8 protein-coding genes, 2 tRNA genes and 3 rRNA genes are annotated in these 12,440 nt (G+C 44.0%); 2 read left to right on the plus strand and 11 right to left on the minus strand.

From position 1 onward, the window contains the following. Nucleotides 1-14 precede the first annotated feature (14 nt). The 8 genes from rrf to F902_RS00565 all read right to left on the minus strand — a co-directional run bounded on the left by rrf (nucleotide 15) and on the right by F902_RS00565 (nucleotide 8,545). Nucleotides 15-129: ribosomal RNA gene (rrf, locus tag F902_RS00530) — 5S ribosomal RNA — on the minus strand. Between the two features lie 174 nt (nucleotides 130-303). Continuing rightward, a 23S ribosomal RNA gene (locus F902_RS00535) occupies nucleotides 304-3,194 on the minus strand. Nucleotides 3,195-3,522: 328 nt separating this feature from the next. Next, nucleotides 3,523-3,598 (minus strand) — tRNA-Ala (locus F902_RS00540). A gap of 55 nt (nucleotides 3,599-3,653) precedes the next feature. After that, nucleotides 3,654-3,730 (minus strand) — tRNA-Ile (locus F902_RS00545). A 59-nt stretch (nucleotides 3,731-3,789) separates the two neighbouring features. Beyond that, nucleotides 3,790-5,327 (minus strand): 16S ribosomal RNA (locus tag F902_RS00550). Together the 16S, 23S and 5S rRNA genes with 2 tRNA genes alongside form the textbook arrangement of a ribosomal RNA operon. Before the next feature lie 410 nt (nucleotides 5,328-5,737). Continuing rightward, nucleotides 5,738-6,799 (minus strand): DUF6670 family protein, encoded by a 1,062-nt coding sequence (locus tag F902_RS00555; RefSeq protein ID WP_005200232.1) that lies wholly within the window; start codon nucleotides 6,797-6,799, stop codon nucleotides 5,738-5,740. 16 nt (nucleotides 6,800-6,815) lie between these two features. After that, entirely contained in the window at nucleotides 6,816-7,649 is an 834-nt protein-coding gene (gene pssA, locus F902_RS00560; RefSeq protein ID WP_004802590.1) for a CDP-diacylglycerol--serine O-phosphatidyltransferase, read from the minus strand. A gap of 38 nt (nucleotides 7,650-7,687) precedes the next feature. Then, nucleotides 7,688-8,545: a 23S rRNA (adenine(2030)-N(6))-methyltransferase RlmJ gene (locus tag F902_RS00565; RefSeq protein ID WP_005200234.1), complete on the minus strand. Its 858-nt coding sequence runs from the start codon at nucleotides 8,543-8,545 to the stop codon at nucleotides 7,688-7,690. A gap of 396 nt (nucleotides 8,546-8,941) precedes the next feature. Here F902_RS00565 and F902_RS00570 point away from each other — a divergent pair, with 396 nt between their 5' ends. Both F902_RS00570 and F902_RS00575 read left to right on the plus strand, forming a co-directional pair. Beyond that, nucleotides 8,942-9,568, plus strand: a complete 627-nt coding sequence (locus F902_RS00570) for a 2OG-Fe(II) oxygenase (RefSeq protein ID WP_005200236.1) — start codon at nucleotides 8,942-8,944, stop codon at nucleotides 9,566-9,568. A 62-nt stretch (nucleotides 9,569-9,630) separates the two neighbouring features. After that, nucleotides 9,631-10,158 carry a hypothetical protein gene (locus F902_RS00575; protein WP_004802587.1) on the plus strand — a complete coding sequence of 176 codons (528 nt, stop codon included), beginning with the start codon at nucleotides 9,631-9,633 and terminating at the stop codon, nucleotides 10,156-10,158. Nucleotides 10,159-10,178: 20 nt separating this feature from the next. Here the strand turns inward: F902_RS00575 and F902_RS00580 are convergent, their stop codons facing one another. From F902_RS00580 to F902_RS00590, 3 genes are all read right to left on the minus strand, one after another. Continuing rightward, nucleotides 10,179-10,421 (minus strand): DUF2789 family protein, encoded by a 243-nt coding sequence (locus F902_RS00580; RefSeq protein WP_005200238.1) that lies wholly within the window; start codon nucleotides 10,419-10,421, stop codon nucleotides 10,179-10,181. A gap of 156 nt (nucleotides 10,422-10,577) precedes the next feature. Next, complete coding sequence (locus F902_RS00585) at nucleotides 10,578-11,564, minus strand: malate dehydrogenase (protein ID WP_005200240.1); 987 nt, start codon at nucleotides 11,562-11,564, stop codon at nucleotides 10,578-10,580. Between the two features lie 167 nt (nucleotides 11,565-11,731). Next, nucleotides 11,732-12,400 carry a ribonuclease T2 family protein gene (locus F902_RS00590; protein WP_004802585.1) on the minus strand — a complete coding sequence of 223 codons (669 nt, stop codon included), beginning with the start codon at nucleotides 12,398-12,400 and terminating at the stop codon, nucleotides 11,732-11,734. Between the last annotated feature and the right edge of the window lie 40 nt (nucleotides 12,401-12,440).

Genomic DNA, 12,440 nt, shown 5'->3' on the forward strand with positions numbered 1-12,440 from the left:
TGTTTAGATTTAAAAGCTGGCGATGACTTACTCTCACATGGCAAGTGCCACACTACCATCAGCGCTAAGAGGTTTCACTTCTGAGTTCGGGAAGGGATCAGGTGGTTCACACTTGCTATTGTCGCCAGCAAACTGTTGTGGTGCTTTCGGGTCTTAATCACGATGTATTCATCGTATGCCTTACTTACGGTCCAAAGAGTTATTAACGGATTAGATTATTGAGTCGGTATTGTAACTAGTTTATTCACTAAATCAAGTTATGTATTGAATTTATCTTGAATACAACAACTGTTTGGGTGTTGTATAGTCAAGCCTCACGAGCAATTAGTATTGGTCAGCTTCACACGTCACCGTGCTTCCACACCCAACCTATCAACGTCCTAGTCTCGAACGGCTCTTTAGAGGAATAAATTCCTAGGGAAATCTTATCTTGAGGTAGGCTTCCCGCTTAGATGCTTTCAGCGGTTATCCCTTCCGAACATAGCTACCCGGCGATGCGACTGGCGTCACAACCGGTACACCAGAGGTTCGTCCACTCTGGTCCTCTCGTACTAGGAGCAGATCCTCTCAAATTTCCAGCGCCCACGGTAGATAGGGACCGAACTGTCTCACGACGTTCTAAACCCAGCTCGCGTACCTCTTTAAATGGCGAACAGCCATACCCTTGGGACCTGCTTCAGCCCCAGGATGAGATGAGCCGACATCGAGGTGCCAAACACCGCCGTCGATATGAACTCTTGGGCGGTATCAGCCTGTTATCCCCAGAGTACCTTTTATCCGTTGAGCGATGGCCCTTCCATACAGAACCACCGGATCACTAAGACCTACTTTCGTACCTGCTCGACTTGTGGGTCTCGCAGTTAAGCGCGCTTTTGCCTTTATACTCTACGCGTGATTTCCGACCACGCTGAGCGCACCTTCGTACTCCTCCGTTACTCTTTAGGAGGAGACCGCCCCAGTCAAACTACCCACCAGACATGGTCCTCGTCCCGGATAACGGGACAGAGTTAGAACCTCAACATTACCAGGGTGGTATTTCAAGGACGGCTCCATTGGAACTAGCGTTCTAACTTCAAAGCCTCCCACCTATCCTACACAAGTAAGGTCAAAGTTCAATGTCAAGCTGCAGTAAAGGTTCACGGGGTCTTTCCGTCTAGCCGCGGGTACACTGCATCTTCACAGCGATTTCGATTTCACTGAGCCTCTGCTGGAGACAGCGCCGCCATCATTATGCCATTCGTGCAGGTCGGAACTTACCCGACAAGGAATTTCGCTACCTTAGGACCGTTATAGTTACGGCCGCCGTTTACTGGGGCTTCGATCAAGAGCTTCGCTTACGCTAACCCCATCAATTAACCTTCCAGCACCGGGCAGGCATCACACCCTATACGTCCACTTTCGTGTTTGCAGAGTGCTATGTTTTTAATAAACAGTTGCAGCGGCCTGGTTTCTGTGGCTGCCAATAGCTCAGGGAGCAAGTCCCATCACCGTCAGCAGCGTACCTTCTCCCGAAGTTACGGTACCATTTTGCCTAGTTCCTTCAGCAGAGTTCTCTCAAGCGCTTTGGTCTACTCGACCTGACCACCTGTGTCGGTTTCGGGTACGATTCCTGTGTAACTGAAGCTTAGAGACTTTTCCTGGAAGCATGGTATCAGCCACTTCACTGTACAAGTACAGCTTGCTATCAGTTCTCAGCATAGAGTACCCCGGATTTGCCTAAGATACATGCCTACAACCTTCCACCTGGACAACCAACGCCAGGCTGACTTAACCTTCTCCGTCCTCTCATCGCATTACACAGAAGTATTGGAATATTAACCAATTTCCCATCGACTACGCCTCTCGGCCTCGCCTTAGGGGTCGACTCACCCAGCCCCGATTAACGTTGGACTGGAACCCTTGGTCTTTCAGCGAACGGGTTTTTCACCCGTTTTGTCGTTACTCACGTCAGCATTCGCACTTCTGATACCTCCAGCATACTTCTCAATACACCTTCATCGGCTTACAGAACGCTCCCCTACCACTTGACTAATGTCAAATCCGCAGCTTCGGCACATAGTTTTAGCCCCGTTACATCTTCCGCGCAGGCCGACTCGACTAGTGAGCTATTACGCTTTCTTTAAAGGGTGGCTGCTTCTAAGCCAACCTCCTAGCTGTCTATGCCTTCCCACATCGTTTCCCACTTAACTATGATTTTGGGGCCTTAGCTGGCGGTCTGGATTGTTTTCCTCTTGACTACGGACGTTAGCACCCGCAGTCTGTCTCCCGGATAGTACTCATAGGTATTCGGAGTTTGCATCGGTTTGGTAAGTCGGGATGACCCCCTAGCCGAAACAGTGCTCTACCCCCAATGGTATTCGTCCGAGGCGCTACCTAAATAGCTTTCGGGGAGAACCAGCTATCACCAGGCTTGATTAGCCTTTCACCCCTATCCACAAGTCATCCCCTGGCTTTTCAACGACAGTGGGTTCGGTCCTCCAGTTAGTGTTACCCAACCTTCAACCTGCTCATGGATAGATCGCCTGGTTTCGGGTCTATACCCAGCAACTAAACGCCCTATTAAGACTCGATTTCTCTACGGCTCCCCTATTCGGTTAACCTTGCTACTGAATATAAGTCGCTGACCCATTATACAAAAGGTACGCAGTCACCGAACAAGTCGGCTCCCACTGCTTGTATGCATGCGGTTTCAGGATCTATTTCACTCCCCTCACAGGGGTTCTTTTCGCCTTTCCCTCACGGTACTGGTTCACTATCGGTCAGTCAGGAGTATTTAGCCTTGGAGGATGGTCCCCCCATATTCAGACAAGGTTTCACGTGCCTCGCCCTACTCGTCATCATTGTGTGTGCCCTTTCGTGTACGGGAATATCACCCTCTACGTTCGCACTTCCCAGAGCGTTCCACTAGAACACACACAACTTAATGGGCTGCTCCCCGTTCGCTCGCCGCTACTAAGGGAATCTCAATTGATTTCTTTTCCTAAGGGTACTGAGATGTTTCACTTCCCCTCGTTCGCTTCATAAGCCTATGTATTCAGCTTATGATACCCGCCTTATAGCGGGTGGGTTCCCCCATTCAGAAATCTCCGGATCAAAGGATATTTGCCGCCTCCCCGGAGCTTTTCGCAGGCTATCACGTCTTTCATCGCCTCTGACTGCCAAGGCATCCACCACATGCACTTAATTACTTGACTATACAACCCCAAACAGTCGTTAACACATACAAGTGAGTGTTATCGTTGCAAACTTAATTGCTACTATTCGTTGTCTGTGAACTTAATCACCATACAGCTTCAATCTAAATTCATATACCAAAACGCTTGATTCAGTGTTTTTGCTAGTTCTCAATCTCATTCTTTCGAATGAATTGAGTGAACAATTTATTTCAGACTCAATTTTCTAATCTGTTAATGATTAACTACCACCTCGTCGGTGAGTAGTAAACTGTGATAAATCACAGAAGTTAATAAGCTAACTGCTTACTAAATTCTGTAATCTTTAGCTCGTACTCCGTAAAGTACATGGTGGAGACTAGGAGAGTCGAACTCCTGACCTCCTGCGTGCAAAGCAGGCGCTCTACCAACTAAGCTAAGTCCCCAGCTTATCACTTAATGAACGACATATCTTTCAATCCAAGCTACTGCAATCAGATTTGGTGGGTCTGACAAGACTTGAACTTGTGACCCCACGCTTATCAAGCGTGTGCTCTAACCAACTGAGCTACAGACCCTCAGATACATCTTCGAAGAACAACTTGTTGTGGATTCTTACCAGTCACCAATCTTTCGTTAAGGAGGTGATCCAGCCGCAGGTTCCCCTACGGCTACCTTGTTACGACTTCACCCCAGTCATCGGCCACACCGTGGTAAGCGTCCTCCTTGCGGTTAGACTACCTACTTCTGGTGCAACAAACTCCCATGGTGTGACGGGCGGTGTGTACAAGGCCCGGGAACGTATTCACCGCGGCATTCTGATCCGCGATTACTAGCGATTCCGACTTCATGGAGTCGAGTTGCAGACTCCAATCCGGACTACGATCGGCTTTTTGAGATTAGCATCCTATCGCTAGGTAGCAACCCTTTGTACCGACCATTGTAGCACGTGTGTAGCCCTGGTCGTAAGGGCCATGATGACTTGACGTCGTCCCCGCCTTCCTCCAGTTTGTCACTGGCAGTATCCTTAAAGTTCCCGGCTTAACCCGCTGGCAAATAAGGAAAAGGGTTGCGCTCGTTGCGGGACTTAACCCAACATCTCACGACACGAGCTGACGACAGCCATGCAGCACCTGTATGTAAGTTCCCGAAGGCACCAATCCATCTCTGGAAAGTTCTTACTATGTCAAGACCAGGTAAGGTTCTTCGCGTTGCATCGAATTAAACCACATGCTCCACCGCTTGTGCGGGCCCCCGTCAATTCATTTGAGTTTTAGTCTTGCGACCGTACTCCCCAGGCGGTCTACTTATCGCGTTAGCTGCGCCACTAAAGCCTCAAAGGCCCCAACGGCTAGTAGACATCGTTTACGGCATGGACTACCAGGGTATCTAATCCTGTTTGCTCCCCATGCTTTCGTACCTCAGCGTCAGTATTAGGCCAGATGGCTGCCTTCGCCATCGGTATTCCTCCAGATCTCTACGCATTTCACCGCTACACCTGGAATTCTACCATCCTCTCCCATACTCTAGCTGACCAGTATCGAATGCAATTCCTAAGTTAAGCTCAGGGATTTCACATCCGACTTAATCAGCCGCCTACGCACGCTTTACGCCCAGTAAATCCGATTAACGCTCGCACCCTCTGTATTACCGCGGCTGCTGGCACAGAGTTAGCCGGTGCTTATTCTGCGAGTAACGTCCACTATCCAGTAGTATTAGTACTAGTAGCCTCCTCCTCGCTTAAAGTGCTTTACAACCAAAAGGCCTTCTTCACACACGCGGCATGGCTGGATCAGGCTTTCGCCCATTGTCCAATATTCCCCACTGCTGCCTCCCGTAGGAGTCTGGGCCGTGTCTCAGTCCCAGTGTGGCGGATCATCCTCTCAGACCCGCTACAGATCGTCGCCTTGGTAGGCCTTTACCCCACCAACTAGCTAATCCGACTTAGGCTCATCATTTAGCGCAAGGTCCGAAGATCCCCTGCTTTCTCCCGTAGGACGTATGCGGTATTAGCATTCCTTTCGGAATGTTGTCCCCCACTAAATGGCAGATTCCTAAGCATTACTCACCCGTCCGCCGCTAAGTGATAGTGCAAGCACCATCACTCCGCTCGACTTGCATGTGTTAAGCCTGCCGCCAGCGTTCAATCTGAGCCATGATCAAACTCTTCAGTTTAAAATCATTAGTAGCTTATGGCTACAAATCTTGGCTCATCAATTTTCTGACTAAAAATTCGCTCAAATAAACTTCGAGAAATTTTTACCATTCAATCAATGAAATATTTTCGATCGATCAACCAGTAAAAATCCACACAAGTTGTTCTTCTATTCTCTTAATGATCTTCTCGATGATTCGTCATCATCAAGCTAGGTCGGCTATATTACTCTCAATTTCTTAAAAGTCAACAGGTAATTTAGATATTTAGCAAACTTATCAATCAACCCAAGAATCCAACCTTTTTAGCCAAATCCTTGTTTCTCAACAAGTTTTTATCTGCATCACCGCCGATGGATGTGCATTCTACAGCATTTCACATCAGACACAACCCCCTTTTTTAAATTATCTTAATTTATTGCTTCGATCGCTTATTTTTTACACAAATAAGGCTGAAAATGTGCAACTTGGTCGATTATTTGCTCAGTTTTATTTTTTTCTTGCCAGTGTAAAGGGCGACAATCGATATATTCACAATATCCAGAACCTTGATAGCTTTGTTTGTTCCACAATAATTGATAATTAAAACTTCCTACATAACCCGCAGCTAGGCCAAATTTATAATCCCCTCGGCTTTGAGCGTGTAGTTGAAAGACCACTTCTCCCTTTTCTGAATATTGCCAAATAAATTCCCGCGGCAAATACATCTCCCGTCCATTTGGGGTTTGTACTTTAGGATATACACGTGTGACATCTAAAATGACCTGATGATCATAGAGTATTGAATTTTGCTCATTCGACTGAATTTCAATTCTAGAAAAAATAATGTTATTCCACTGATTTCTAAGTTCAGACAAGATGATCTGAAAGTCTGCACTGACCTGAATAATTTGATAGGTAAAAAAATGAAAGGCGATAAAAGGTAAGTAGATGGCTCTGGCATGTTTCAAAATGCCCTGTGCTTGGATTTGATATTTTTGTTTTTTATAGGTGATTTCGCCTTCGCACTGACAGCGAACATACCAATAATCCCCAACGCCCCATTGCAAGGCTGAATGGTTTTCTATTTCAGTACCAATATTCACTTTGAGTTGGCAACTGAGTTCTGCATCATCACGCTTAAAATAGTAATTTGGAAAATCAACTTGGATTTGATCTACATCTAAAAACTGATAACGATCTTGCTCTAATTGACATTGTTCTTTGGCACTATAACTTTTGAGATGCCCGACAGTTGATGCACTACTACTCACTAAAACTGTCGCAGTATCAATTGCCGTTGTAGCAATTGCACTCGCGTTATAACAAATAGGGATACGAGGTTGGCCAATCAGGCTAATGAAATTTAAATAATGGAAAGGTTCAGGCAAATTCGGCAGGATTAAGGCCTGATAAACAATTTTAAAAAGGCCTTTGGGCGGATGAAAAGTTAAAGCATCTGACTTATTGAGGTTCAGCTGCTTTAATTGATTGTTATTCATCAATATTGGCATACTGAACCTCCGTATTTTAAGTTGTTATTTTTGCATCATTCTTTTTGGCAAACAACGTCGTTACAAATCCTGAAAGGACATAGATGATACAGACAATCAGTATCCCTACAGGAATGTTGTACGTGATTGCAGCAAAAATCAAGACCACTGGCAACATCACGACAAAAGGTACGCGCTTACGATCCATTTGTTTAAATGAATAGTATTTGATGTTTGAAATCATCAACAAGCCAACTGCAACCATAACCACCGAGTTAATGACTTGAATGACAATATCTTTTAGATCAAAGATAAATGGATAATCACGACCGACCCATACCAATGAAATAACAGTTACTGCCGCAAGCGGGCTGGCGATACCAATAAAGTAGCGCTTATCCACCACGCCGATTTGCACATTGAAACGAGCTAGGCGGAAAGCGGCACAAGCGGTATAAATAAAGCAACAGGCTAAACCGATACGTCCAAGATCATGCAAACTCCAGCTATACATCAAAATAGCGGGTGCAACACCAAACGCCAACAAGTCAGAAAGCGAATCGTATTGCTCACCAAATGCACTTTGTGCACCAATTGCACGAGCCACTCGACCATCCAAACCATCAAGCAATGCAGCCAAGAAAATGGCATAGATCGCTTGGTTAAAGTTTCCATTCATACTAGCAATAATTGAATAAAAACCAGAAAGAAGTGCGGCTGTTGTAATTAAATTCGGCCATAAATAAATGCCACGGCGTTTCACTTTTTGTCCTTCGTGCGTATGCTCTTCTTCTTCTACTTCAAAAGTGATTCCATCAAAAGAATGATCTTCTTTGTTCAAATCAGAATCAGGTTTAAGAGAATTTGTCATTATTTTCAATTCCTCGAGAATATTTGGACGTTGATGGGTTATTCACCCACCAACCAACGCACTGCAGCATGTCCACCATTTTCACTCATGCGCAAATGTGGAAATAACCATTGTAATGCTTGATCCGCATCTTCTGAGAACTTCCAAGGTGGATTAATCACCAATAAGCCACAACCATTCAATCCGACTGGGGTGTCATCTGGCCATACACAAATTTCACAAATGAGCTGACGGCGAATACCCGTTTTCATCATTTTCTTTTCAAAACGTTCAATCATGGCGCGATCTTTGATTGGATACCAAACTGCAATCACACCTGTTGGCCATTTTTTATGTGCGGCTTGGAGTATTTCAACCAATTGCGGGAAATCTTTACGCTCAATTTCGTAAGGAGGGTCAATCATGACTAATCCGCGTTTTTCTTTCGGCGGAATGACACCCATTAAACCTTCATAAAAATCACGCTCATGCAAGCCTGCACGTTTATCACGAATATTAAAATACAATTGTTGAAACACATCACGCTGCATTTCAAATATAGTTGCTTTATCAATATCACGCATGCCTTCAAGCGCAAACCAAGGTGAACCTGGATAAGCGCCTTTACCCGAACCAGCACGCATATCTTCAACAATTTTAAGATATTGCTTTACACCTTCAGGCGCATTACGTTTAATCGAATCGTCAAGCTTGACCAAACGATGGATACCCGTTAAGAATTCACCTGATTTTTGTGCTTCAGACGTAGATAAATCATATTTACCTGCACCACCATGGGTATCGATATATCGATAAGGTTTATCTTTAGCATTTAAACGAGCGAGCAGTTGAAGCAAAAGTACATGCTTCATAACATCGGCAAAGTTACCCGCATGGAAATGGTGACGGTAATTCATGTTGACAATTATTCCTCAATTCAGCGGGTAGTTTAACATGAAAATAGGGGCCGATGACATTTCACCTTGCGAGCTCTAGCTCTCATTGCGACTGTAGACATTTTTTAGCTGATACAAGGCATGGTTTACGAAATTTAGCATCCTAAATGAGAAAAACATAACGCTGTACCAGCAAAAAATGTCACAGTCCCGAAGGGTTATAGCTAAAACTACCCTAAACTTCGTTATGAAACTTGACAAGGGAATCGCCATTGCCTACGTTCCATGCCTTGTTTATGTCGTTTTAGCTTATAACGCAAAGCATGGTTGAAATGTCAGCAGCCCCTAAATTATTCTTTAGCGTTGATGTGATCGTCTAAAATTGCCCTACAATCGAACCTAAGTCATTGGAGTGCTATGCAAGCAACAACTCTTCCACCCGCATTAAATCTTCAGTCTTGGAATCTGGATCAAGTGCTGGATGATCTAAATGAATTTGGCTTTGCCTTGATTGATCAAGTGTATTCAGATGAATATGTACAAGCTCTTGCACATGAATGTACTTCGCATCTTGCCGAATTTAGAGCAGCAGGGATACAAAATGGTGTGGTCAGCCATATCCGTAGTGATCACATTCTATGGATTGATGGGCAACTGCCGATTGCACAACAGCATTTACAGACCTTAGAACATCTATCTCAAGCGTTGAATCAGGCTTTCTATTTAGGCATTAAAGAAGTCGAAGCACATTTCGCTTGTTATAACGCAGGTGAGTTTTATGCTTTACACCGCGATAACCCACAACAAAAAAATGATCGTATGATTTCGACCGTGTTTTATTTGCATGAAAATTGGCAAGAGAATTGGGGTGGTCAATTACGATTGCAGGATAAGCATGATCAATGGCATATCATTAAACCACAACCGAATCGTCTCGCGATTTTTCAAAGCGATGTCTTGCACGAAGTCCTACTCTCTAAACAGCAACGTTTATCAATCACTGCATGGTTACGTAGTGGTGGCTCAATTTGGAATAAAGCTTAAACCCTTTAAATTCCTAAAAACACCCTTATATACCACGCATAACTGACGATTTTGGATCCATAATGTCGAATGAAACTCAACAAGTGATTGCTCGAATTGGTGAAACAGACCAACTCTATTTAGACAGCAATACTCCCGAACTTGCTTTAGAACGTGCCGACCTACGTTTGCAATTAGTGGTACTGAGCCATATTCGTCAGGAACAATTGCATTTCTTGCAAGAAGCAATCGTGCTCATTGAACAGGCGCGTATTGAATACGATGAAATGCCACTCAGCTTATATTTGAATTTGTCCTTGCATCTAGCCAAAGCCTATATGATTTACTTTGAGTTGACCAAAGAACGACGCTTTGCCTTGATTACCCAACAAATTTTAAAACCCTTGGCCCATCATGAGCATTTAGACGTCTATTTCTTCTTGGCCTACGCATCAGCAGCTAAACAAGAACAAGCCTTAACACAACACTGGTTAAAAAAATATGTGTCATGTTTAGAACATGATTTAGAGTTATTACAACTCCACCCTGCATTTAATGCCATACGCCAAGAAGATTGGTTTAAAACATTGATTCAAAAAAAAGCTCACTAATGTGAGCTTTTTTTATTTGACTATCTTGTGCTATCAACATGTAGCTGTTGATTCAACTCATCAATCACGATCGCCCACTCATCATCTTTATCCCAGTGACTTTTGAGAAAATCTCGCTGCCCTGCACTCCAGAACTCAGCTTCATGTAACTTTTTATCAGCGGGTAGTTGATGAGTTTTCACAAAGTTTTCGATTGCTGCCTCATCCGCCCCAAGCCCAAGTTGTTCGAATAAAAGCTCAAGTGTCGGTTGCTGTTCAAACATTGTTATTCTCCAAATCATGTCCTTTATCGAAGTAATCTAACAGCAAATCGCCATAGCATGCAGCGATAGGTCTATATTTTCTTGTTGTTTTTTGTGTTTATTGGCATAAAAAAAGCACTCTCTAGGAGAGTGCTTTCAATTTATCAAAAAGATAAATTATTTTACCATGTCAGCAATTGCTGCACGTTCTTCTTCAAGCTCATTCAACGTGAAGTTGATGCGCTCACGGCTGAACTCGTCAATTTCTAAGCCTTGAACGATTTTGTATTCACCGTTTTCAGTGGTTACAGGGAAACCGAACATAACGCCTTCTGGAATACCATAAGAACCATCAGATGGAATACCCATAGTTACCCATTTGCCGTTAGTGCCCAACGCCCAGTCACGCATGTGATCGATTGCAGCGTTTGCAGCTGAAGCAGCTGAAGACAAACCACGTGCTTCGATGATCGCAGCACCACGTTTACCAACAGTTGGAAGGAACACATCTTTGTTCCATGCAGCATCGTTGATTTTGTCTTTTAAGCTTACGCCATTTGCAGTTGCAAAACGGTAGTCTGCATACATTGTTGGAGAGTGGTTACCCCAAACGGTCATGTCTTCGATGTCAGAAACTGCAACACCTGCTTTTTGAGCAAGTTGAGTTAATGCACGGTTGTGGTCAAGACGTAACATTGCTGTAAAGTTTTTCGCTGGAAGATCTGGAGCAGATTTCATTGCGATGTAAGCATTGGTGTTTGCTGGGTTACCAACAACCAATACTTTAACGTCACGGCTAGCAACTTCGTTAAGTGCTTTGCCTTGACCGATAAAGATTTCGCCATTCACTTTCAACAAGTCAGCACGTTCCATACCAGGACCACGTGGGCGAGAACCAACTAATAACGCATAGTCAGCATCTTTAAATGCAACTTTAGGATCATCAGTCCCGATCATGCCTGCCAATAATGGGAAAGCACAGTCATCAAGTTCCATCATCACGCCTTTAAGCGCTTGTTGAGCTTTCTCAAAAGGAACTTCAAGCAATTGTAAAATTACTGGTTGATCTTTACCTAACATTTCTCCGCTTGCGATACGGAATAATAAGCTATAACCAATTTGACCAGCAGCGCCTGTAACGGCAACACGAACGGGTTGCTTCATGTGATATTCTCCAATGAGATGCGTTTGCACGATTGAACGCTATTATTATTCAATCGAATTATCATAAACGGCAAAGATTGTACTCTAAAGCGAATACAGATGCATGTAAAAGAGAATGAATTTCAACGAAAGTCTAATAGAAAATACAAATCAAACTAGGTAAATACCTAGTAACTGCCTTTAATTGTAAATTCACTTGGGCAGCCTGTCACAATATGGCTTGCGCATTGTTTATATTGACCATTTTTCTGATAACAAACGCGTATTTCAGTTAAGACTGAATCAAATCTCGATGACTGGCAAGTAAAGCGAATTCCATTCGGCGGTAATGAAGGATTGAGCTTGGTAAATTGCTGTCTTAAGCTTTCCTTTTGTACTTCAATGGTATTCGGGCTGGTCAAATCCGCAGGGATTTTTAAACGCTCCGCAAAGTTAATAATGGTTCTAAAATATTGACTGGCATTCATCGGCATACACCCCCCCACATCCTGCCATAACTGCACACGGGCATTTTCATCAGGCATGACACGCGCCACCACCTTTGCTTGTAATGGCGATAATTTGGCCGATGTTTTAGTTGAGCAATCTCGGTTGAGCGGTACTTCAGGCAATAAACTTGCAATCGTGAGGGAATAACCTTCCAGACATTTACGTTGCTTTTGTCTTGATGAATCAAAAGAGCAAGCAGCAGGTGTCATTTGGACATGCATGACATAGCCTGCAACGTCTGGATTACTCGCAGCATGTAATGGAGCACTGAAAGAGAAGACCAAGTAACAAGCCAAGGCCTGTAGCGATCTCATCAATTGCCCTTTGAGTAATTCGATTGGTTTCATCAAATGCAAAAACTTCATTGTTTCACTTAAACATCTTGGT

Origin of the sequence: Acinetobacter higginsii (genome assembly GCF_000369525.1) — a bacterium.
Classification (GTDB): domain Bacteria; phylum Pseudomonadota; class Gammaproteobacteria; order Pseudomonadales; family Moraxellaceae; genus Acinetobacter; species Acinetobacter higginsii.

What these genes read in the sequence shown, in the direction of transcription:
- F902_RS00575 (WP_004802587.1), top strand. Translation starts at nt 9,631, where the DNA reads ATGTCGAATGAAACTCAACAAGTGATTGCTCGAATTGGTGAAACAGAC.
- F902_RS00565 (WP_005200234.1), bottom strand. Translation starts at nt 8,545, where the DNA reads ATGAATTACCGTCACCATTTCCATGCGGGTAACTTTGCCGATGTTATG.
- F902_RS00580 (WP_005200238.1), bottom strand. Translation starts at nt 10,421, where the DNA reads ATGTTTGAACAGCAACCGACACTTGAGCTTTTATTCGAACAACTTGGG.
- pssA (WP_004802590.1), bottom strand. Translation starts at nt 7,649, where the DNA reads ATGACAAATTCTCTTAAACCTGATTCTGATTTGAACAAAGAAGATCAT.
- F902_RS00555 (WP_005200232.1), bottom strand. Translation starts at nt 6,799, where the DNA reads ATGCCAATATTGATGAATAACAATCAATTAAAGCAGCTGAACCTCAAT.
- F902_RS00590 (WP_004802585.1), bottom strand. Translation starts at nt 12,400, where the DNA reads ATGAAACCAATCGAATTACTCAAAGGGCAATTGATGAGATCGCTACAG.
- F902_RS00585 (WP_005200240.1), bottom strand. Translation starts at nt 11,564, where the DNA reads ATGAAGCAACCCGTTCGTGTTGCCGTTACAGGCGCTGCTGGTCAAATT.
- F902_RS00570 (WP_005200236.1), top strand. Translation starts at nt 8,942, where the DNA reads ATGCAAGCAACAACTCTTCCACCCGCATTAAATCTTCAGTCTTGGAAT.